The organism is Aminobacter sp. BE322 (genome assembly GCF_050433525.1).
GTDB lineage: Bacteria > Pseudomonadota > Alphaproteobacteria > Rhizobiales > Rhizobiaceae > Aminobacter.
The window spans coordinates 24,527-46,852 of sequence record NZ_JBNPXB010000017.1 but is presented as its reverse complement, the minus strand read 5'-3'; the positions used below and the strand labels follow the sequence as shown (position 1 = coordinate 46,852).

The window sequence follows — 22,326 nt, the reverse complement described above, 5'->3', positions numbered from 1 at the left end:
GTCGAGGCGGCGGGCTTGCCGGCAGCGAAAGGCCCCCGCCCTCGCGGGACAGGGGCCCGGTTCGACTTACTTGACCTTGACGTACCAGAGGCGGAGCAGATCGTCGGCTGTCTGGACCACTTCGACGTTGTCGCGCACCGCCCACGACAGCGGCTGCTGGTGCAGCGGCAGCCAGGCGACCTCGTCCTTGGCGATGGCAAAGGCCTCGACCATCATCGCGCGGCGCTTGGTCTCGTCGAGCTCGACGTCGATCTTCTTGACCAGCTCGTCGACCTTGGCGTTCGAATAGCCACCGGGGTTCCAGGTGCCGAGCTTCTCCTCGGGCGAGTGCAGCATGGCCGACAGCACCGAGAAGCCGTCGAGCATCGGCAGCGTCGCCCAGCCGATCATGAACATGTCGGTCTGCTTTTCCTGCGCCTTCTTGAAGTGCAGCGTGCGGGCCTCGGTGACGAGCTTCGGGGTGAGGCCGACCTGGGCCAGCATCGCGGTGATCGCCTGGCAGACTTCCTCGTCGTTGACGTAGGCGTCGTTCGGGCAGTTCATGTTGAACTGGAAGCCGTTCGGATAGCCGGCTTCGGCGAGCAGGGCCTTGGCGGCCGCCGGATCATAGGGGAACCGCTCGTTGAGCTTGGCGTCGAAGCCGGGCACTTCCGGGGCGATCTGCAGGCCGGCGTTGCGTGACTTGCCGCGCATGATCTTGTCGCGCACCAGATCCATGTTGATGGCCTGGTAGACGGCCTTGCGGACACGCACGTCCTTGAACGGATTACCCTCGACGTTTCCGTCGACGAGCTTATCGCGCATGTTGAAGTTCATCATGATGGTGCGCAGGCCGGGGTTCTCCAGCACCTTGGTGCCCGGATTGCCGGCGATGCGCTTGGCGTCCTGCAGCGGCGACGGCGTGATGATGTCGACCTCGCCCGACAGAAGCGCCGCGACGCGGGTGGCGTCGGAGGCGATCGGCGTGAAGATGATCTTGGTCAGGTTGTGCTCGGGCTTGTCCCACCAGCCTTCGTTGACGACCAGCACGGTCTGGGCGTCGGGGCGGCGGCTCTCGAGCTTGAACGGGCCGGTGCCGTTGGCGTTGGTCGAGGTGTAGCCTTCCTGGCCGAGCTCGGCGTTGATCGGCTTGACGGCGTTGTTCTTCTCGAGCCAGCCGGAATCGAAGATCGCGATGTTGGTGAGATAGTTGTTGAGCAGCGGCGTCGGGCCGGTGAGGTGCAGGTCGACGGTGAAGTCGTCGATCTTCTCGACCGACTTGAGCGCCGGCAGGTTGCCCTTGATCGGCGAGTTCTCGTCGACGGCGCGCATCAAGGACATGACCACGTCGTCGGCGCCGAAGTCGGCGCCGTCATGGAACTTGACGCCCTGGCGCAGCTTGTAGCGGACGACGTCGGGCTTGACGAGTTCCCAGGACAGGGCCAGCGCCGGCTCGATCTTGAGCTCCTTGTTGTAGCGGACCAGCGGCTCGTAGATGTTCTGCAGGAAATTGTTGGAGAAGCTGTCGGTCATCGAATCCGGGTCGAGCCCGTAGATGTCGCCGGCAGCGGCGTAGCGCAACGTGTTGGCGCCAGCAGCACCCATCAGGCCAAGCTGGACCACGGCCGCGGCAGTGGCCGCGAGCAGGAATTTCCTCATCTCAATCCTCCCGTTTCAGGACACGAACCCGGGTCGTTCTCCTCGACCCACCGGGCTCTCCCGGATATTGCTGACATTGTCGTTTCAGATTGTCAACAATCTTTGTCGACAAATTTGTTGACTTGTGCGACGAATGGGATTGAATAGGTTGCAGGTCGTCATCTTGGCCTGCGGGAGGAGGATTGGATGGACGCTGAAGCCGCCAAGCGGCCGGTCACCGATCAGGAGATCTACGAGAAGATCTGGGACGCGATCGCCGAGCGGCAGATCGGACCGGGCACGCGCCTCAAGGAGGAGCAGCTCTCCGACATCTTCTCGGTCAGCCGGGCGCGCGTGCGCCAGGTGCTGCAGAACCTTGCCCGCGACGGGCTGATCACGCTGGTGCCGAATCGCGGCGCCTTCGTCGCCAAGCCCTCCATCGAGGAAGCGCGCGACGTGTTCTTCGCCCGCCGCACGATCGAGGAACGGCTGGTGGAGCGGCTGTGCTCGACCATCGGCGCCGCGGGCATCGAGCGGCTGCGCAGCCATGTCGACGACGAGCGCAAGGCGCATTCGGGCGGCGAGGTCGCCACCGCGATCCGCCTCTCGGGCGCTTTCCACCTGCTGATCGCGGACCTGGCGCAGTCGCAGATACTTGCGGGCCTGCTGCGCGACCTGATTTCGCGGACCTCGCTGATCATGGCGATGTACCAGCAGAAGGAGGTGCTCAGCTGCGGCCCCGACGAGCACGCGGCGATCGTCGAGAGCATCACCGCGCGCGACGCCAAGCAGGCGCTCGCCGTCATGCACCACCACCTCGCCCATATCGAGAACCAGCTCGACCTCGAAAGCGAGCGGGTGGTGGCGCGCGACCTCGAGGACATTCTCGGCCTCTAGGCGAACGACAGCCCGGAAGGCCCCATTTCGAAAGGCAAAGACCGACATGGCGCAGCCTGACATCCTCGTGCGCAACGTGACCGCCGTGACGGTCGATCCCGACCGGCGGGTGCTCGACCGCGCCTGGCTGGCGATCACCGGCGACCGCATCAGCGCCATCGGCAAGGAGAACGACCCCGAGCCGGCCGGTGCGAAGCAGGTGATCGACGGCGCCGGCATGGTGGCCATGCCCGGCCTGATCGACAACCATTCGCATGCCGGCCACGGGCTGGTGCGCAACGCGGGCGCCGGCGTCGACACCTGGTTCCAGGCCTGCGAGGAAATCTATGCGCGCGGCTCGACGCCGGCGTTCTGGCGCGCCGAGGCGCGCATGGTGCAGCTCGAAAGGCTGCGCGGCGGCGTGACCACGGCGATGACGCTGCTGGGCGGCGGCGCCGACATCTACCGCACCGACGACCCTGCCTCGGGCGACGCCCATTGCGCGGCGACGATCGAAGCGGGCCTGCGCACCTTCCTGGCCGTCGGACCTGGCCGACCGCCCTTCCCCCGCCGCTACCGCACGTTCGGCGGCGACGGCGCCTGGCACGACACGGAGGTATCGTTCGAAAGGCAGCTCGAGGTCAGCGAGACGCTGATCGACCGCTGGAACGACGTGCTCGGCCGCGGCACCGGCATCTGCCTGGTGATGCCGGTCTATTACGCCCATCACGTGGCCGAGGCGGAAGACCGCCGGCAGGTCGTGGCGATGGGCGAAGCGGTCATGGATATGCGCCGTCGCAAGGGCGTCCTGTTCACCCAGGACGGCCACCGCGACGGCTCGGTCGCGCTGGCGCGCGATCTCGGCGTCCTCGGTAAGTTCGCGCTGCTGGGTCATAGCGTCGACCTTACCGAGGACGATTTCGCCGCGCTGAAGGAGACCGGCGCGTCGATCATCCACAACCCCTCGGCGATCATGTCGGTCTATGCCCGCTGCCCGGTGCCGGAGCTGATCGAGGCCGGCGTCAATGTCTGCCTCGGCTCGGACGCCGCAGCCCCCGACCGCGGCTACGACATGTTCCGCCACATGGCGCAGTGCATGCACTATCACCGCCGCCACTTCCGCGACCCCGCCTACCTGCCGCCCGGAAAGACGCTGGAGATGGCGACGATCGACGCCGCCAAGGCGCTGGGCCTGGAGCATGAGATCGGCTCGCTGGAGGTCGGCAAGAAGGCCGACGTCGTGCTCGTCGACATGCGCAAGCCGCATCTCTATCCGCCGGTGATGCCGGTGACGCGCATCGCCCATTTCGCCAATGCCGCCGACGTCGACACCGTCATCGTCAACGGCCGGGTGCTGATGCGCGGCCGCAAGACCGACCATCTCGACGCCGGGGCGATCCTGGACGATGCAGCCGAACAGGCAGCGCTCGCCTTCGAGCGCACCGGGCTCGCGCATCTGCTCGAGGAGCCGCAGGAGTTCTGGCGGCTGGCGCGGCAGCCGCTGCCGGCAAGCTGAGCAACGCGGCGGCACTTGCGGACCGGCAGCACGCGCTGCCCGTTCTCGCATAGCTCGAACGAGCTACTACCCTGCCGCCACCGCTGTGGCAGATTAGCTGCGGCGGGTCTCCCTCAAAACCTGCCTGGCCGGCGCCCCACCGGCACTCGCGCAAGCGAGGGGCGCCGGCCTTTGCCCCTACTCGGCCGCGATGCGCAGCCGCTCGCTTCCTTCGGACAGCGCCGCGGCAAAGCGCGGACGCAACCGCTCGGACAGCACGCGGACATAGGGCTCCAGCACCATGCTGTCGTGGTCGCCCGCCACTTCCTGTACCTCGAGTTCGGCGACGTATGGCGTCCAGCCATTGTCGTCGAGCGCGACGTTGCGCCCCTCCTGGAGGCGGCGGCCGCCGCTCAACGTGTAGAGGATGTTGAGCCTGGGCCTGAGCAGCAGCAGCCTGCCGGGATAGGGCTTGAGGTCGTAGCGGAGCAGCGCCGCGCGGAACGCCGCCTCGATCCTGGCATTCTGGAACTGCCTGCCCGCGTTTTCCGCCTCCGCGGCTTCGCGCTTGTCGCGCATTTCGGCCTGCCAGCGCCTGCGGTCGCGGATCCAGCCGGTGACGAAGGACAGCTTGTGGCGGCGCAGGTCCTGCAGCTTCATCTGCAGCCGGTCGAAGGCGGTGAGCCGCGGCTGCGTCGGCAACGGCGTGTCGAGCATGGCGACCAGCGCCACGTCCTCGCCCTCGGCGCGGAGCTGCTGCGCCATCTCGTAGGCGGCCAGCCCGCCGCCCGAGAAGCCGGCCAGCAGATAGGGGCCGCGCGGCTGGACCTTGCGGACCTCGGCGAGGTAGTCGCGCGCCATCTCCTCGAAAGTCGCGTGCGGCTCCTGGTCGCCATAGAGGCCGCGCGCCTGGAGCCCATAGACCGGCCGGTCGACGCCGAGCCGCATGGCGAGCTGGCGCAGGTTGAGCACGTTGCCGAACATGCCGGCGCAGATGAAGACCGGTGCCGCAGACGGGTCCGTGCCCGCGCTCATCGCCACCAGATGCAGATGCTTTTCCGCAGGCGGCGCGGGTTGCGAAGGTCCGGTGCCGCTGTGCTCGCCGGCCGGCAGGTGGCTCGCGATCAGCTGGGCGCAGCCGGCGATGGTCGGCGCTTCGAACAGCACCGATATCGGCAGGTCTACGGCGTACTGCTTCCTGATCATGCGGAACAGGCGCACGGCGATCAGCGAATGGCCGCCGATGTCGAAGAAGCTGTCGTCGACGCCGATGCGGTCGACGCCCAGCAGTTCGCTCCAGAACCCGGCGAGCGTGCGCTCGATATCGTTGCGCGGGGCGACATAATCGCTGTCGAGCTCGGGCCGTTCGAACTGGTCGCCGCCCTGCGGCGCGGCCACGGCCGGCGCGGCAGCGCGCCTGCGCAAGGCTTCGAGATCCATGGAGCTTACGATCGGCTGCGGCTGGCCGGTCGCCAGCGCGCGCCGGAGCGCCTCGAAGCCCTCGCCGGGAAGAATGCCCTGGCTCACCTGGGCGGCGAGCTGCAGCGCGGCGGGCGACTGGCGGTGGTCGCTGTCGGCGCCGGCGTCCCTCGCCGCGCGCGGCGCCACGAGGCCGAGGTCGCTGTCGAGACGCTTCATTACGAAACGCTCGATGTCGACCAGCACCTGACCGGAGGCGTCGGCGATCGAAACGTCGAAGGCGACATAGCCCTTGCCGTAATCGAAGCCGCGGCACAGCCGCACCCAGCTCGAAACGCGGTCCGGCAGCGGCGCGTGGACGGCGATCCGGCCATAGGACATCGGCGCCCACAGCACCGAGCCGTCATATTCGGGGTCGAGCCGCATGGCGAAGCCGGTGGCGATGTCGAGGAGCGCCGGATGGAGCAAGGTGGCGTCGCCGCGATAGGCTTGCGGCAAGGCGAGCTCGGCAAAGGCTTCCGAGCGGCCGAAGGCGACGGAGCGGAGCACCTGCCAGCGTGGGCCGAAGCGCACATGCGGGGCCTGCACCGAGGGCAGCGCATCCGCCCCTTCGGCGCGTTCGGCGACGGCGCAGCGCCGGGCGGCTTCGGCCATCTCGGCACCGCCGCGAGCGGACTTCGGCCGCCCGCGCACGAAAGCCTCGGCGAATCTCTCGAAGGACGCATCGCCCGCCTGCGAAGCCGTGACCTCGATGCGATGGCCATCCGCATCGGGCGTCATGCGGACGCGGATGGTCCTGGTGGCGCCGTCCTTCACGACCAGCGGCCGCAGGAACACCAGGTCCTCGATCGACGCGCGCGCGTCCAGGCCGTATTCGCCGAACGCCTGGGCGATGAGCTCGACGTAGCCGGTTCCGGGCAGGACCGGCTCGCCCGAAACCATGCGGTGCTCGTCGAGCATCCAATGGGTGGCCGGACCGATCTCGGCCTCGAGCCAGGGCGTGCCCTCGGCATCCTCGACCCAGGACCGGAAGAACGGCCCGCGGGCCGGCTCCTCGGACGGCTCCCGGCCCGGGGACCGGTCGGTACGCCCGACCGCGCGGGCGGCGAGCCCGACCTCGTTCCAGATGCCCCAGTGGACGGCGACCGTCCTGCGGCCGGCATCCCCGGCGCGGCTCTCGGCGTAGGCGTTGAGATAGGCGTTGGCGGCGACATAGTCGACCTGGCCGGCGGGGGCGGTGTCGGTGCTGGTCGAGGAGAACAGCACGAACAGATCGAGCGGCACGTCGCGGAAGACGCGGTCGAGGACCGCCGTGCCGTGCAGCTTGGGCGCGAGCACCGCTTCCATGGCGTCGACCGACTTGAGCTGGATGAGGTCGTCGTCGACCACGCCTGCGGTGTGGATGACGCCGTTGATCTCACCGAATTCGGCGCGGGTCGCCGCAACCACCGCCGCCATCTGCTCGGGATTGCCGACGTCGGCGGCGGCGTAGGCGACCTTGTGGCCGGCAGCCTCGAGCGCGACGATGCGCTCCATGGCGCGCCGCATGCGGTCGGAGCGTGCACGGGTGCGCATGAACAGCGGCCACTGCCCGCGCGGCGGAAGCGCGCTGCGCCCAACCAACATGACACGGGCGTCGAACTCGTCGGCCAGGCCCTGCGCCATCACCTGTGCCAGATCGCCTAGGCCGCCGGTGACGATGTAGACGCCCTGGCGGCGGAAGCCCTGCCGGCCCTCGCCCGCAGGAGCAAGCGGGAGCCTGCCGTAGCCGCGTGTCCAGCGCCGGCCGTCACGATAGGCGACGACCTCGGATGCCGGGGCGGCGAACAGGTCGTCGCGAAGCTGGGCATGGAGCTGCGCCATCGCCGCCTGCCCTTGCGCGGTCTGGCGACTGAACAGGCCTCGCGAAGCTTCGACCCGGGGCAGCTGCAGGTCGATCAGGCGAACGCTCGTGCCCGGCATCTCCTTGGGGATGACGAGGCCGGGGCCGAGCACCGTAGCCTTCTCCGGATAGGGCAGAGGCTCGTCGCCGACGCGCTGCATGCCGTTGCCGACGACGGTCAGCTGCAGGTCGCTCGCACCGGCCTCGCCGAGCGCCTGGGCGAGATGGACGAGGCTGTAGAAGCCCTGCTCCTGGTTGCGGTTGAAGAAGCTCGAGCCCGGCCGGTGGCTCTCGTCGGCGGTGACGAGCCAGAGATGCAGGATGCGCTGCGGCAGCGCGCCCTCGGCGGCGATTGCTGCGAGCAGCGCATCGTAGCCGGCGCGGTTGTCCTCGGGGCAGAGCGCATAGGCCTCGGCAGACTTGCGCGCGAAGGCGTCGCCGACCTCGACGGTGAGCACCCGGTGGCCGCCGCCACGCAGGCTCTCGACCAGCGGCCGGCCGAAGCCTGCCCGGTCGAGGAAGACGAGGAAGGAGGTCGGCTCCGCGCCCGCGTCGATCTCGACGTCGGCGACCGACTGGCGCCAGGTCGGCCTGAAGCCCCAGTCGGTGATGTCGGGCAGCTTGCGCAGCACTTCCTCGGTCGCCTCAGCCGAGGCCGCGGCGGCGGGTTCGATGAAGTAGCGCTGGTGCTGGAAGGGATAGGTGGGCAGCGAAACGCGGCGGGCGCCGCTTCCCTCCCACAGGCGCTCGAGCGGCACGTCCAGCCCCACGCCCCAGGCACGGCCGAGCGCGGCGAGCAGGTGGACGCGGTCGTCGGTGTCGTCCTCCGCGTGCGGCAGGCTGTTGATCACCTGGTTGGCGGGAACCGAGGGCTGCAGCTTGGCCAGCGACGACAGCGCGCGGCCCGGCCCGACCTCGACGAAGACACGGCCCGGTTCGGCCGCGAGCACGGCGACACCCTTGCCGAACTGCACTGTGGAGCGCAGGTGGCGGACCCAGTAGAGCGGGTCGCGGGCCTCCGTTTCCGTCAGCCAGGTGCCTGTGAGGTTGGAGACGATGGGGATCGACGGCGCATTGAGCCGGATGCCGCGCAGGAAAGCCTCGAAGCGGCCGAGGATCGGTTCGAGCATACGCGAATGGGCGGCGATGTCGATGGCGACGCGCGAGGCGTCGATGCCCCGCTCCTGCAGCGCCGCCCGGAAGCCGTCGAGGTCCTCGTTGCGGCCCGAGACGACGCAGAGTTCGGGCGCGTTGACCGAGGCGAGGTCGAGTTCCGGCGGCATGATCTCGGCGAGCGCGGCGGCCGACAGCGGCACGCTCAGCATGCCGCCCGGCTCGACCGTGTCGAACAGCTCGCCGCGCAGGCGGACGAGGTTGACCGCGTCGCGCAGGCTGATGACCCCGGCGATGCAGGCGGCCGCGTTCTCGCCCATCGAGTGGCCGATGAGGGCCGTGGGCTTCACGCCGCGATCGATCCACCAGCGGGCGACGGCCACCTCGGTGATGAGGATCGCCGGCAATTGCACCGAAGGCCGCAGGAAGGCGGCCTCCGCATCGGCGCGATCGGTGCCGCTGTCGAGCCAGACGCGGCGGATCTCCGCCGCCGCGGCAGGATCGAGATAGGATATGCCCTCGTCGACGGTCGCGCGGAACCGCCGGTCGCCGTCATAGAGCGCGCGGGCCATGCCGACATGCTGGGCGCCGCCGCCGGGGAACAGGAAGACGGGGCCGGAGGCATCGTCGAGCGCCGAATGGGTGAAGCCGCGCTTGCTCTCGGGATCGGAGAGGACCGCGACAGCGTCGGCGCGGCCGCCCACGGCGACGACGCGGCGGTGCTCGAAATGCTTGCGGCCGGCAAAGAGCGTATAGGCGGCGTCGCCCAGGTCGAGATCGGGCCGACGTACCAGTTCGGCGCCGAGCCGCACGGTCGCCTGGTCGAGCGCCTTGCGGTTCCGTGCGGCGAAGACCAGCAGCCGCGGCGCGTCCTCGGCGGTAGAACGGCCGGCGGCCAGCGACGGCGCCTGCTCGATGATGGCGTGCGCATTGGTGCCGCCGACGCCGAGCGAATTGACGGCGGCGCGGCGCGGGCCTGGTGTTTGCGGCCATTGGGTCAGGCGGTCGTTGACGACGAAGGGGCTGCGCTCGAAGGCGATGGCAGGGTTCGGCTTCTCGAAACCCAGCGTCGGCGGGATTTCGCCGTGCTTCACGGCCAGCGAGGCCTTGATCAGGCTGACGACGCCGGCGGCGGTGTCGAGATGGCCGATGTTCGACTTGACCGAGCCGACGCGGCAGAAGCCTGTCCGGTCGGTGCCCTGGCGGAACGCCTGCGTCAGCGCCTCGATCTCGATCGGATCGCCGAGATAGGTGCCGGTGCCGTGGCACTCGACATACTGGATGCTGTCGGCGTCGACGCCGGCCAGGCCCTGCGCCTCGATGATCGCCTCGGCCTGGCCGTTGACGCTGGGCGCGAGATAGCCGGCCTTGCTGGCGCCGTCGTTGTTGACCGCCGTGCCCTTGATGACGGCGTGGACGATGTCCCCGTCGGCGATCGCGTCGGAGAGGCGACGCAGGACGACCACGCCGACGCCGCTGCCGAAGACGGTGCCGGCGGCCCTATGGTCGAAGGCACGGCAGCGGCCGTCGGGCGAAAGGATCTCGCCCTCCTGGTACATGTAGCCGCGGCGGTGCGGCAGGTCGATCGTGACGCCGCCGGCCAGCGCCATCTCGCACTCGCCGGCAAGCAGGCTCTGGCAGGCCGAATGCACCGCCACCAGCGAGGTGGAGCAGGCGGTCTGGATGTTGACGCTCGGCCCGCGCAGGTCGAAGGCGAAGGAGGCGCGGGTGGCGAGGAAGTCCTTGTCGTTGCCGGTGTGCCTGAGCAGGAACATGCCGACCTGGTCGACGAGCTGGCGGTTGCTGCAGACGTTGAAGTAGAAATAGCTGCCCATGCCGCAGCCGGCGAAGACGCCGACCGGGCCGCCGCTCGAATCGGGCGTGCGGCCGGCATCCTCCATCGCCTCCCAGGCGCATTCCAGGAACTGCCGGTGCTGCGGGTCCATGATCGCCGCCTCCTTCGGGCTCAGCCCGAAGAACTCGGCGTCGAACATCTCCATGGCGGGAAGCTCGGAGGTGCGGCGCACGTAATTGGGATGGTGGATGCGGCTCGGCTGCTCACCCGCCGCCAGCAGCTCTTCCTCCGTAAGATCGCGGATCGATTCGACCCCGTCGCGCAGATTGGCCCAGAACTGGCCGACGTCGCGCGCGCCAGGAACACGCAGCGCCATGCCAACGATGGCGATGTCGTTCGGGGAGAACTGGTCGGGACTATCGGTCATGGCTTGTACCTGCTGCAGGCACCATCCGTCGCGGTCCAGGAAACTTCGAGGCGCAGGACGCGCCCCGCAGCCTTACCACCCCACTTAGCGCCCCAAGTGCTTCGTATCGCCGGGAAAATTGAACATGCCGTTAAGCGGCGCGCACAAATCCCGTCCGATGGTGCAGAGCAAGGACTATGGGCAGGACCCAAAGCAACTGACTTAACCAGCTGTTACGATGCTGATGATAATTCCAGGCACCATCATAACGTTCATTTACGCTGGCCAGTATAAGAGCCACTGCATTCAGGGCAAGCACAGGGGCGGTCTCACGACATGGTTAACGGACACTTCGATTGCGTCTTGATCGGCGACGAGTCGCTTCTGGTGCAGTGCGCCGAGATGCTCAGGGGCCGCGGGCACCGCATCGCCGCGATCGTGACCGAGAGCGCCAGCATCCGCGGCTATGCCGAACGCAGCGGCATACATCCGACCGGCTGGGGAGAGGACCTTGCGCGCCAGCTCGACGGCATCGGCTACGACTGGCTGTTCAGCGCCGCAAACCTCAGGCTCATCCCCGAGGCCGTGTGGCGCAAGGCAAGGATGGGCGCGGCCAATTTCCACGACGGCCCCCTGCCCCGCTATGCCGGGCTGAACGCGCCGGCCTGGGCGATCCTCAACGGCGAGGACACGCACGGCGTGACCTGGCATGCGCTGGCCTCCGGCGTCGACCAGGGCACAATCTACGTGCAACGGATGTTCGACATCGCGCCGGACGAGACCGCGCTGATGCTCAACACCAAATGCTTCGAGGCGGGGATAGGCAGTTTCGCCGAACTGCTCGACGGCATCGAGCGCGGAACGCTCGCCGGACGTCTGCAGGACCTCGCCGAACGCAGCTATTTCGGCAGGAAACTGCGCCCCGAGGCGGCAGCGACGCTTCGCTTCGACCAGTCCGCGCCCAGCCTCGAACGGCTGGTGCGGGCGCTCGATTTCGGGGCCGGATACGCCAACCCGCTGGTCACGCCGAAACTGCGCGCCGAGAACGGCCTCTACGCCGTGACCAGGCTGACCGCCACCGGCGAGGCCCCGCACGGCGCGCCGGGCTCGGTGATGTCGGTCTCGCCGGAAGGCGTTTTGATCGCGGCGGCGGACGCGGCAGTACTCGTCGAGGCGTCGCGCATCGGCGACGGCGAGCCGCTGTGGACGGCATTGCGGCCAGGCACGGTTCTGCCCCGCATGGACGAAGCCTTTTCGCGCGGGCTGACCGAGGCAGTGGCCGAAGCGGCCGGACACGAGACCGAGATGCGCGCGGCGATCGCCGCGGCGCAGGACATCGACCTCATCGACATGAAACCGTGGACGGCGGGCCAGGCGGCGGACGTCGCGGCGATTCCGCTCGACCTGCCGCGCGGGCTCGACCGCGACGCGAGGGCGGCGGCGGTCGCTGCCTTCGTGCTCCGCCTCACCGGCCAGGCCGAGGCGTCGCTGGCGTTCTCCAGCCAGGCGGCCAGGGCGCGCGCCGCCACCTTCCCGGGCTATTTTTCCGATGTGTATCCCCTGAACCTCGCGGCCGCCGACGACGCGAGCCTGGGCGCGTTCAAGAGCCAGGTGACTGATGCCATCGCCGCCGCGCGTGACCGCGGCGCCTGGCTGTCGGACCTGACGCGCCGCGTCCCTGGCCTCAACGAACCGCGGCTGACGATCGGGCTGATCGAAGGCTCCGGCGAGCGAGACGCACTGCCGGCAGGCTGCGCGCTGGCCTTCGCCATCGGCGAGGACGCCACCGCCGATGCCCTGCATTTCGACCGCGCGCGGATGAGCGAGGCGCGAGCGCGCGACATCGCGCTGCGACTCTCGGTGCTTGCCAAGGCCTTCGCGGAAGGCGGCGGCACCTTCGCCGAGCTGCCGCTGATGACCAAGGACGAGCAGCATCGCGTCCTGCACGCATGGAACGACACGGCGCGCACCTACGACCGCAGCGCCCTGATGCACCGGCTGGTGGAGCGGCAGGTCGACCGAACGCCGGATGCGGTGGCGGTGGCCGCGGGCGAGGACCAGCTGACCTATCGCCAGCTCGACGAGCAGGCCAACGTGGTCGCCCATGCGCTGATCGCCCTTGGCGTCGGCCCGGATACGATGGTCGGCCTCAATCTGTCGCGCTCGGTCGAACTCGTCGTCGGCGCGCTCGCCATCCAGAAGGCGGGCGGCGCCTATGTGCCGCTCGATCCGATGTTCCCCGGCGACCGGCTGGCGCTGATGGTCGAGGACAGTGCCGCGCCGATCGTGCTGACCGAGCGCGCGCTCAAGGGCTCGCTGCCGCTCCACGCGGCCAGGCTAGTCTGCATCGAGGACCTGCTGGAGGCCGGCGGGCGCAGCGACCGGCCGGCAAGCAGGGCGGCATCCGACAACCTGGCCTACGTGATCTACACCTCGGGCTCCACCGGGCGCCCGAAAGGGGTGATGATCGAGCACCGCAACGTGGCGAACTTCTTCGCCGGCATGAACGAACGCGTCACCGTGCCGGAAAGCGGCCAGCCGGTGTGGCTGGCGGTGACCAGCCTGTCCTTCGACATCTCGGTGCTGGAGCTGTTCTGGACGCTGACGCGCGGCTTCAAGGTCGTGATCCATTCGAGCGAGGTCAAGGCCCACAAGGGGCGCGGGGCGGCTCGGGACAAGCAGCTCGACTTCAGCCTGTTCTACTGGGGCAACGACGACGGCGCCGGCCCCGCCAAGTACCGGCTGCTGCTCGAGGGCGCCAAGTTCGCCGACACGCACGGCTTCCAGGCGCTGTGGACGCCGGAACGCCACTTCCACGCCTTCGGCGGCCCCTATCCGAACCCTTCGGTGACCGGCGCGGCCGTCGCCGCGGTGACGCGCAACCTGTCGATCCGCGCCGGCAGCTGCGTGCTGCCGCTGCACCATCCGGCCCGCGTCGCCGAGGAATGGGCCGTGCTCGACAACATCAGCAACGGCCGCGTCGGGCTCGCCTTCGCCTCGGGCTGGATGCCGGAGGACTTCGTGCTGCGGCCGGAGAACGCGCCGCCGCACAACAAGTCGGCAATGCTGCGCGACATCGAGACGGTGCGGAAGCTGTGGCGCGGCGAGAGGGTCGAGTTCGACTTCGGCAGCGGCAAGGTCGGCGTCGTCACGCAGCCGCGGCCGGTGCAGAAGGAGCTGCCCGTGTGGGTGACCACGGCCGGAAATCCGGAAACCTACCGCGAGGCGGCACGGCTCGGCGCCAACGTGCTCACCCATCTGCTCGGCCAGTCGGTCGATGAGCTGGCGGACAAGATCCGCATCTACAGGCAGGCGCTGGTCGACGCCGGGCGCAACCCGGCCGACCACAAGGTGACGCTGATGCTGCACACGCTTGTCGGCGCCGATCGGGAGGAGGTGCGCAGGCAGGCGCGCGAGCCGATGAAGGACTATCTGCGCAGCGCCGCAGCCCTCATCAAGCAATATGCCTGGGCCTTCCCGGCGTTCAAGAAGCCGCAGGGCGTTGCGCAGCCGATGGACATCGACCTGCAGTCGCTGGCGGCCGACGAACTCGACGCGATCCTCGAATTCGCCTTCCTGCGCTATTTCGAGGACAGCGGCCTCTTCGGCACCGTCGAGGATGCGCTGCGGCGCATCGAGCAGGTGGCCGCGATCGGCGTCGACGAGGTGGCCTGCCTGATCGACTTCGGCGTGGCGAGCGACCTGGTGCTCGAGCGGCTGGTGCCGCTGGCGGACGTGGTGGCGCGGTCGCGGGCTACCGTTTCGCACGAGGCGGCCGATGGCGGCAGCCTTGCCGAGGAGATCGAACGCCACGGCGTGACGCACCTGCAGTGTACGCCCTCGATGGCGCGCATGTTCCTGATGAACGACGACGACCGGCGCGCGCTCTCCAGGGTGCGACACCTGTTCATCGGCGGCGAGGCGCTGCCGTCGTCGCTGCTCGTCGACCTGCGCAAAGCGACCGCGGCGAGCGTCGAGAACATGTACGGACCGACGGAGACGACGATCTGGTCGTCGACGACGCCTGCCGATGTGAGCGAAGGGTTGGTGCCGCTAGGCAAGCCCATCGCCAACACCCAGCTCTACGTCCTCGACGCCGCGCAACGCCCGGTTCCGCCCGGCATTCAGGGCGAGCTCTATATCGGCGGCGACGGGGTGGCGCGCGGCTACCACAACCGGCCGGATCTCACCGCCGAGCGCTTCCTGGCCAACCCCTTCGCCGACGGCCGGTTCTACCGGACAGGCGACCTGGCGCGCTTCACCACGGACGGGACGCTGCAGTTCCTCGGCCGCGCCGACCACCAGGTGAAGGTGCGCGGCTACCGCATCGAACTCGGCGAGATCGAGGAGCGCATCGCGGCCTTCCCCGGCATCGCCGAGGTCGCGGTGATGGCACGCGAGGACCGAAAGGACGACGTGCGCCTCGTCGCCTATCTGCGCCAGACGGGCGGCCGGATCGACGAGGATGCGCTGAGGCAGGCGCTTGCCAGGACGTTGCCGGACTACATGGTGCCGGTCCACTTCGTCACCCTGGAGGCGTTTCCGCTGACGCCCAATGCCAAGGTCGACCGCAAGGCGCTGCCGAAGCCGGACGCGATCACTGCGCCGGCGGCCGCTGCCGCCTATGTCGAGCCGACGGACACTGTCGAGCGCGCCATCGCCGACACTTTCCGCCGCATCCTCGGCGTCGAAAGGGTCGGACTGTCGGACAGCTTCTTCGCGCTAGGCGGGCATTCCCTGCTCGCGGTGCAGGCGCATCGGGAGCTTAAGGCGAGCATCGCGCCGGACATGCTCATCACCGACCTGTTCCGCTTCCCGACCGTGAAGGCGCTGTCGGAACACCTCTCGCAGCGCGGCAAGGCGGACGACCGGCTGAGCAAGGTCGCGGACCGCGCCGCCATGCGCCGGGCCGCACTCGGCGACAGGCGGGCCGCACTGGTGCGGACGCGCGGCGCGGGATGAGCGCGGCCCTCGCCCGGCTGTTCGAACCGGACGTCGCGGTCGCCCAGGGCGACCCACGCGGCGAATGGGGCGCGCCTTTGCCGGGCGAGGAGGCGGCGATCGCCAACGCATCGGCTTCGCGGCGGCGCGAATTCACGGCGGGACGCACCCTGGCGCGCACCGCCATGCGGGAACTCGGCCTCGCCCCGGCCGCCGTTCCGGCCGGCGCCGACCGCGCCCCCGCCTGGCCGGCGGGCATGACGGGCAGCATCAGCCATTGCGCCGACTGGTGCGTGGCGGCGATCGCCCGCGCCACCGACGGCTACCTGGCGGTCGGCCTCGACATCGAGCCGGCCCTGCCGCTCGACGCCGAACTGGTCGAGGACATCTGCACGGCCGACGAGCGCGCATGGCTGGCCGGCCAGCCCGCAAGGCGCCGCGGCCTCCTGGCGCGCGCCATCTTCAGCGCCAAGGAATGCGCCTACAAATGCCAGTACCCGCTCTCGGGCAAGCTGTTCGGGTTCGACGCCATGTCCGTGCGCCTCGATCCGGCCTCCGGGACATTCGTAGCCAGCTTCCAGGGGGATGCGGCGCCGTTTTCGAGAGGCGATCAGCTGGCCGGCCGCATGTCGCTCGGACGCGACCATATCGTCACGGCAATGACACTCAAGCGCGGCGGCACCGACCGGCATGCGCAAGCCAGCCTCGATGCGCTGCATGCGTGAGCGGTTGTTCGCCCGCCACGGTGCCACAGTCGCTCTGCTCGCGGCGCTCGGCCTCGGCATGACCGGAAAGGCGATCGCGCCGGCCCTCGGCACGACGCCTGCGGTGGCGGAGGATGCAAGACAGTTCTTCATCTCGGGGCACAGCCTCACCGACCGGCCCTTCCCCGACATGCTGGAGGCCATCGCGGCCGCGGGCGGCAGAAGCCTCGCCTGGGAACGGCAGCACATCGGCGGCTCGTCGATCCGGCAGCGGACAAGGGGGCCGGACGGCAGTCCGCCCGGCTCGGGCTATGGCGCAGGGGTCGATCGCGACGGCACGCCGGTCGACGTGATCGCGGCGTTCGCCGCGCGCCGCTACGACGTGCTCATCGTCACCGAATGGCACCGGGTGCTCGACGCGATGCTGAGCGAAGGCACAGCAGCCTACATGGGCGAGCTGCAGGACAGGTTCATAGCCAGCAATCCGCGCGGCATGAGCTATTTCCTCGCGTCCTGGGCGGACCTCTCCGACCTCGCCGCTCCCGGCGACTGGATCGACTACGAACGCGCCGCCTCGCCGATCTGGCAATGCCTGGTGGAAGGCATCAACCGCAAGCTGGCCGGGCAAGACCGGCAGGATCGCATCCGCTTCATCCCGGCGTCGCTGGCGCTCGCCGAACTGGTTGCGCGCCTCACCTCCGCCCAGCCGGTCGCGGGCTTCGAGGGGCTGGCCGCGGAGGGCGTGACGGCCGCATTGTTCACCGATCGCGTGCACCTGACCGAACTCGGCAACTACTTCGTCGCCGTGGTCGCCTATGCGACGGTTTTCGGCGACGAGGCGGCCACGGCGCCCGCGCCGGCTGCGCTCGACCAGACCCGCGCGGAAAGCCTGAGATCCATTGCGCTGGAGCTCGTCGCCCGGTGGCGGGTACGGCAAGGGTTCGGGCCTGACGGGGGATGCCAGGGCGTGCCCGCGCGCTTCGTCATCGCCTATGCCGGCTACATGGAACGTACCTACACCCGACCGGAGCGGGGATATGTCGTGGCCCGAGCGAAGCGCATCCGCGACACCGTCAGCCTGCTGTGGGCATTGCGGCGCGGAATGCCGGGCGTCGAGTTGGCGGACGGGAGCTGAGCGGCCGCAGAGATCAGTCCGGACGCCGCCGGTCGGTGCGGATCCAGGTGCCTACCCGCGAGCCGAGGGCCAGGCGAGGATAGAGGGCAAGCTTGCGCAGCACATAGGGAAACACCCGCAACAGCGACATCGGCGGCAGTACCTTTCGCCCGAACGCTGTCCAGGCGACCAGCGCCGAGATCCCGAACAGGGCGAGGCCGAGCGTCGAAACGGCCAGGGCGAACGGGGCGAGCGACAGGGCATAGGTCGCAACCGCTGTCACGACGAAGGCGGCGCCAAGCAGCAGCACAAGCAGGGTAATCGGTGGCACCAGCACGTCGAGCACGAGCGCTGCGGCGCCCGTGTTTCCGGACCGGACCGCGGCGGGCAGAGACCGCAGTGCCTGGGCGATCATGCCGAGATGCCCCTCCTCCCAGCGGCGGCGCTGCGACGACGCGCCGGCCTGCGAAAAGGGAAAATGGCTGTCGATGCGGGCGTCCTCGCAGAACTCCGCGCCCCTGCCGGCGAGCGCCAGGTCGAGCCCGAGCTTCATGTCCTCGACGAGGCTGGCATGGGCGAGGTGGGCGTCGCGGATGACCGCCCAGGGGAAGGCCATGCCCGAGCCGGTGAGATGGCAGGGGAAGCCGAGCCGGTGCAGGCCCGCCGCCCGGACCCTGTTCTTGACCAGGAAGGCGAACTCGGCGACCTGCAGGTTGAGGCCCGAGCCCGCCGGCGCCGACATCAGGTAGAGGCCCTGCGCGGGGCGCTGGGTCGCGGAGGCGCGCGCGACGAGACGGTCGATGCAGCCGGGCTCAAGCGTGCAGTCGGCGTCGACGATCACCACCACTTCGGGCGGCGCCGCGGCGAGGTCGCGGACGCCGAAATCGAGCGCGAAACCCTTGCCGCGCCGCGACGGGTCGTGACGCTCCATCACCTCGGCGCCGGCGTCGCGGGCGAGCCTCGCCGTGTCGTCGGTGCAGTTGTCGGCGACGACGAGCAGCCGGTCGCCCGGCCGCAGCTGTTCGCGCAGGCCGCGTATCGTCGCGGCGATGCCCTCGGCCTCGTCGTGAGCCGGCACGAGAATTGCGGCCAAGGGGCGGGCCGAGGGTAACGGCGCAGGTTGGCGCCGACCCCGGCTTACGGCCGAAAATATCTCCACGGCGAAGGCCAGAACCGGAATCAGCAACGCCAGATTGGCCAAGGACAGCAGGACAAGGATGATTTCGGTCATATTTGCTTTCACGTCGCGGGCGCTCAGCCCATACTTACGCGATGGAATTTAACGATCTTCTGTGATTTGGCGATCTTGGCGGCAACCCAGGCTTGACGTTGGTGGATCGCCAATGTTGTTAGAGGGTCAAGGCTGGAAGGCGGGAGGCGCAGGCGCCAGGCCAGGCGCACCTCGGGGGTTACATCTTGGCACTCGTGCAAAGCAACGGCATCGCGAAAGACCCCGTCATCCAACGCCAGCACTTTCTCAACGTCCCCTTCGACATCATCAAGTTCGACGACGCCGTCGAGCTGATTGCGGCGACGCGCAACGCCGACGGCTTCCGCTATGTCGTGACCCCCAATGTCGACCATGTCGTCCGCCTCTCCACCCATGCCGAGCTGAAGCCGCTCTACGAGGCGGCCTGGCTGACGCTCTGCGACAGCAAACCGCTGGTGCTGCTGGCGCGCGCCATGCCGCTGAAACTGCCGCGCGTGACCGGCGCCGACCTGACCGCCTGCCTGTTCGGCACCGTCGTCAAGGATGGCGACCACATCGCCCTGGTGGCGCCGAACGAGGCGGTCGTGGCGAAGATGCGGGCGAAATTTCCGCGCCTCAGCATCGCTGCGCACGTTCCGCCCTTCGGCGTCGGCAACAATCCGGCCGAACTCGCCAGGTGCGTCGACTTCGTGGTGCGCGAAAGGGCCGCCTTCACCTTCCTCGCCATCGGCTCGCCGCAGTCGGAGAAGATCGCCCATGCCATCGCGATGGATGGCCGGGCGGTCGGTACCGCGCTCTGCATCGGCGCTTCGCTCGAATTCATGACCGGGATGAAGCGGCGGGCGCCGCGCTGGATGAGCAGGGCCGGCATCGAGTGGGTGCACCGCCTGGCCACCGACCCGAAGCGGCTGTGGCGCCGCTACGTCTTCTCGGTGCTGCCACTGCTGCGGCTTACGCTGGCGGAGTTCCGGCAACGCAGGACCGCGCGGGTGCCCGCGTCGCGCTGAAGGCCGGTCACTGCCCGTCAAGATAGAGCGCGAGCCCCGCCATCGTGCCGATCGTCTGCTGGACGGTGTATTCCTGCTGCATCACAACGGCCGGATGTTCGACGAGATATTCGTAGAAGGGCAGCGAGAAACGCGGCGGCTCTATGCGCCGCTCGTCCGACCCCACTTCGGCCAGCGGCGACCACCGGGGACCGAACACCCAGCCCTGGGCGGTGGCTGCCTGGGATGCCCAGCCATAGACGGTGATGCCGATGGGGGCGGCGACGCCCATGGCGATGCTGTCCTCGTGCAGCGGATTGGCGACGGGGCGGACGCCGGCTCCCGTCATCAGGGAAAGCCCCAGCTGGTTGGCGCCGAGCAGGACGTGGTGGGCGCGCTGCATGGTCTTGAGGATGGCGGGGTCCCCGCCGAGGCGATGGGCGCGGATGAGCAGCATCAGCTGGCTGTAGTCGGGCGCACCGCCCTGCCCCCAGCCGGCGGGCGCGGCCGGGTGCTTCATCGCCGGATAGGCCAGGCGCTCCTGGGCGGACACGACGAGGCGGGCATCGGCCAGGAACGCCTCGCGGATCTGAGCTGCAATGCCCGGATCGGCAGCCGGGCCGTTCATATAGTCCCAGGCCGCGTCGCCCTTGTGCGCATAGAGGTCCCAGCCGTCACGCCAGCGCGCTTCGAAGAGCGCTGCGAAGGCAGGCTCGCCCGTCAGCCTGAACAGGGCCGCCGCGGCACCCGCACGGTATTCGCCGGCCTGGGCCTGCAAGCCGCTCTTGCGCTCGTCCCAGTCCACGCCGGCAAAGGCGCCTGAGGCTTCCGCGGACGCGATGGCGTCGGCATAGTAGCGGTCGGGATCGTCGAAGCCGCGCTCGGCCGCCTGCCAGGCAGCGAGCGCGCTGTCGCGGTAGACGGACGCCAGCCTGTCGCTGCCCAATCCGCTCAAGACGCGCGCCAGCTTCGCGGCGGCGGCGGCGTATCTGTAGCTCGACAGGTGGTCGGGAGCATAGGCGAAGACCTGGCGATGCTCGAGAAAGCTCGGCTCGCCCTTGAGCGGGTGCGCGGCACTTTCGATGCCGCCGCGGATGCTGCCGTCGGCCATCTGCAGGCGGCGGAAGAAATCCAGCCCCCAGATCGCCTCGTGGACGAGGTCCGGCAAGGCGTCGGTTCCGCGATAGAGTTCGGGGTCGAGCACCTCGGCAGACTTCGGCAGGCCGAGATCGACGCCGCGTTTTTCCGGCGGGATGCTCTCGAAGACCTCGAGCAGGAGCGACGACACCTCGACGTGCTGGATGCGCCGGTCCCAGTCGCCCGCGTCCATGTAGCCGCCCCAGTAGCTGTCCGGCGCGACCTTGTCCGTCAGCCAGGCGGGCCTGGCGCCCTCCTCGAACGGCACGAAGCCGGCGAATTCCGAAGACCAGGCGAGCGGCAGCCGGCTTTCGCGTATCGCCATGCCCTCGCCGGGGCGAAACGCCGCCGGGCGCTCGTAGCCGAAACGCCCGTCGAGGGCGATGCCGCTGCGCTGGTTGTAGAGGCCGGCGATCGACAGCCTGGCCGAACGCAGCCAGACGTCGTCGGCAATCACGATCGGATCGGAAATACCAAGGCCCGCAATCCGGAGCCGGTAGACACCGTCCCTCTCCGGCCGCCAGTCCGAATAGTCGAGTTCGAAGACATAGGTGCCGGCGCGGTTGGCGACATGCGCCGGCGTTACGTAGGCGCCGGGCGCCAGCGCCGCGGGCAGCGTGCCGTCGACATCGACGACGTCGAAGCCGGCCGCGGTGACCGTGCCGACGGTGGCGAAGACGGCTCCGGCATCCTCGTTACCCTGGAGGCGCTGGAGCGCCACGCGCTGACCGCGAGCCAGACCGTGAGGCCGCGCGGCGACGAACGAATTGCCGTCGATGCGCGACAGCGGCACGGGCTCGGCCGCCGCGTCGGCGTAGTCGACCAGCTCGCGCGGCAGCCCGTTGCCGGGCTCGGGGTCATCGGGACCGGCGCGCAGGCCGATGGCCGCGTCGAAGACCTCCCGTCCCCTGTCGTCGAGCACGCTGAAACGGTCGATGCCGTAGCGGCGGAAATCGACGGCGCCCCGATCCGGCCCTCCCGGCAGCCACAGCGCGAGGTAGGCAACCTTGGCGGTGTCGTTGCGACGATGGCCCAGCTGGGTCGCGCGGATCGCCACCGCCCGCGTCGCCCGGTCGTCGACCACGACGCGGGTCCCGTCCGGCAGCTGCCCGGGGCCGGCAATCGGATAGGTTCCGGCGGCGAGCGGTCCATCGAGCTGCAGGTAGAGATAGTGCTTGAAACTGGCCCCGGCCTGGGTGTCGCCGCCAGATCCGCGGAACAGGCCCGAATCGAAGGGCATGGACTTGCGATAGACCGCGACCACCTTGCGCCCGCCGATCGGCGCATAGGCGGAGGCCGCGTCGACGGCACCGCGATCGAGGACCACGCCGGGCGGCGTGTCGGCGATGCGCAGCCGGTCGCGATCAGGCCCGACGACCAGCCCCCAGGCGCCCTGGTGGCGCACCCATGTGCCGACGGGCTCGGCGCGCGGCCGGTCCAGGCGGACGATGCGACCGCGCTGGACGGCGGGTTCGCGCAGCTCGATCGAGACGATGTCGGGCGCCGCAATCGTGACTTCCGCCACCGTGATCTCCTGCGAACGGGCCACGGCGCTCATTGCGGCAACCAGAAAGACCGCAAGTATCCAGAGTCCTTGCCGAAGACGCTTGAGCATTTCTTCTTGTTAACCC

10 protein-coding genes are annotated in these 22,326 nt (G+C 69.3%); 6 read left to right on the top strand and 4 right to left on the bottom strand.

The window, feature by feature from the left end:
• Positions 1-66: 66 nt before the first annotated feature.
• Positions 67-1,638, bottom strand: coding sequence for an ABC transporter substrate-binding protein (locus J2X50_RS20230; protein ID WP_429097711.1), 1,572 nt, complete (start codon positions 1,636-1,638; stop codon positions 67-69).
• A 186-nt stretch (positions 1,639-1,824) separates the two neighbouring features.
• On the opposite strand from J2X50_RS20230, the gene J2X50_RS20225 reads away from it, so the two are divergent.
• Together J2X50_RS20225 and J2X50_RS20220 are read left to right on the top strand one after the other, a co-directional pair.
• Entirely contained in the window at positions 1,825-2,514 is a 690-nt protein-coding gene (locus J2X50_RS20225) for a GntR family transcriptional regulator (RefSeq protein WP_429097710.1), read from the top strand.
• A 46-nt stretch (positions 2,515-2,560) separates the two neighbouring features.
• The gene (locus tag J2X50_RS20220) at positions 2,561-4,009 is read left to right on the top strand and encodes an amidohydrolase family protein (RefSeq protein WP_429097709.1); all 1,449 of its coding nucleotides are present in this window, start codon (positions 2,561-2,563) and stop codon (positions 4,007-4,009) included.
• 177 nt (positions 4,010-4,186) lie between these two features.
• Here the strand turns inward: J2X50_RS20220 and J2X50_RS20215 are convergent, their stop codons facing one another.
• On the bottom strand, positions 4,187-10,624 hold the full coding sequence (locus tag J2X50_RS20215; protein WP_429097708.1) for a type I polyketide synthase: 6,438 nt from the start codon (positions 10,622-10,624) through the stop codon (positions 4,187-4,189).
• Positions 10,625-10,939: 315 nt separating this feature from the next.
• Here J2X50_RS20215 and J2X50_RS20210 point away from each other — a divergent pair, with 315 nt between their 5' ends.
• Genes J2X50_RS20210 through J2X50_RS20200 form a run of 3 tightly spaced genes read left to right on the top strand, consistent with a single transcriptional unit; the run spans position 10,940 to position 17,383 of the window.
• Complete coding sequence (locus J2X50_RS20210; protein WP_429097707.1) at positions 10,940-15,565, top strand: MupA/Atu3671 family FMN-dependent luciferase-like monooxygenase; 4,626 nt, start codon at positions 10,940-10,942, stop codon at positions 15,563-15,565.
• Positions 15,562-16,269, top strand: a complete 708-nt coding sequence (locus J2X50_RS20205) for a 4'-phosphopantetheinyl transferase family protein (protein ID WP_429097706.1) — start codon at positions 15,562-15,564, stop codon at positions 16,267-16,269. The genes J2X50_RS20210 and J2X50_RS20205 overlap by 4 nt, the downstream gene beginning before the upstream one ends.
• Positions 16,262-17,383, top strand: a complete 1,122-nt coding sequence (locus tag J2X50_RS20200) for a hypothetical protein (RefSeq protein WP_429097705.1) — start codon at positions 16,262-16,264, stop codon at positions 17,381-17,383. Before J2X50_RS20205 ends, J2X50_RS20200 begins: the two co-directional genes overlap by 8 nt.
• A gap of 13 nt (positions 17,384-17,396) precedes the next feature.
• Here J2X50_RS20200 and J2X50_RS20195 read toward each other — a convergent pair whose 3' ends face one another.
• On the bottom strand, positions 17,397-18,455 hold the full coding sequence (locus J2X50_RS20195; RefSeq protein WP_429097704.1) for a glycosyltransferase family 2 protein: 1,059 nt from the start codon (positions 18,453-18,455) through the stop codon (positions 17,397-17,399).
• A 332-nt stretch (positions 18,456-18,787) separates the two neighbouring features.
• On the opposite strand from J2X50_RS20195, the gene J2X50_RS20190 reads away from it, so the two are divergent.
• A complete protein-coding gene (locus J2X50_RS20190; protein ID WP_429097757.1) occupies positions 18,788-19,579 on the top strand; it encodes a WecB/TagA/CpsF family glycosyltransferase in 792 nt (263 codons plus the stop codon).
• A gap of 7 nt (positions 19,580-19,586) precedes the next feature.
• Here J2X50_RS20190 and J2X50_RS20185 read toward each other — a convergent pair whose 3' ends face one another.
• Positions 19,587-22,253, bottom strand: a complete 2,667-nt coding sequence (locus tag J2X50_RS20185; RefSeq protein ID WP_429097703.1) for a glycoside hydrolase family 9 protein — start codon at positions 22,251-22,253, stop codon at positions 19,587-19,589.
• Between the last annotated feature and the right edge of the window lie 73 nt (positions 22,254-22,326).

Coding starts and splice junctions, on each gene's coding strand:
- J2X50_RS20230 (WP_429097711.1), bottom strand. CDS start 1,638: ATGAGGAAATTCCTGCTCGCGGCCACTGCCGCGGCCGTGGTCCAGCTT.
- J2X50_RS20225 (WP_429097710.1), top strand. CDS start 1,825: ATGGACGCTGAAGCCGCCAAGCGGCCGGTCACCGATCAGGAGATCTAC.
- J2X50_RS20220 (WP_429097709.1), top strand. CDS start 2,561: ATGGCGCAGCCTGACATCCTCGTGCGCAACGTGACCGCCGTGACGGTC.
- J2X50_RS20215 (WP_429097708.1), bottom strand. CDS start 10,624: ATGACCGATAGTCCCGACCAGTTCTCCCCGAACGACATCGCCATCGTT.
- J2X50_RS20210 (WP_429097707.1), top strand. CDS start 10,940: ATGGTTAACGGACACTTCGATTGCGTCTTGATCGGCGACGAGTCGCTT.
- J2X50_RS20205 (WP_429097706.1), top strand. CDS start 15,562: ATGAGCGCGGCCCTCGCCCGGCTGTTCGAACCGGACGTCGCGGTCGCC.
- J2X50_RS20200 (WP_429097705.1), top strand. CDS start 16,262: ATGCGTGAGCGGTTGTTCGCCCGCCACGGTGCCACAGTCGCTCTGCTC.
- J2X50_RS20185 (WP_429097703.1), bottom strand. CDS start 22,253: ATGAGCGCCGTGGCCCGTTCGCAGGAGATCACGGTGGCGGAAGTCACG.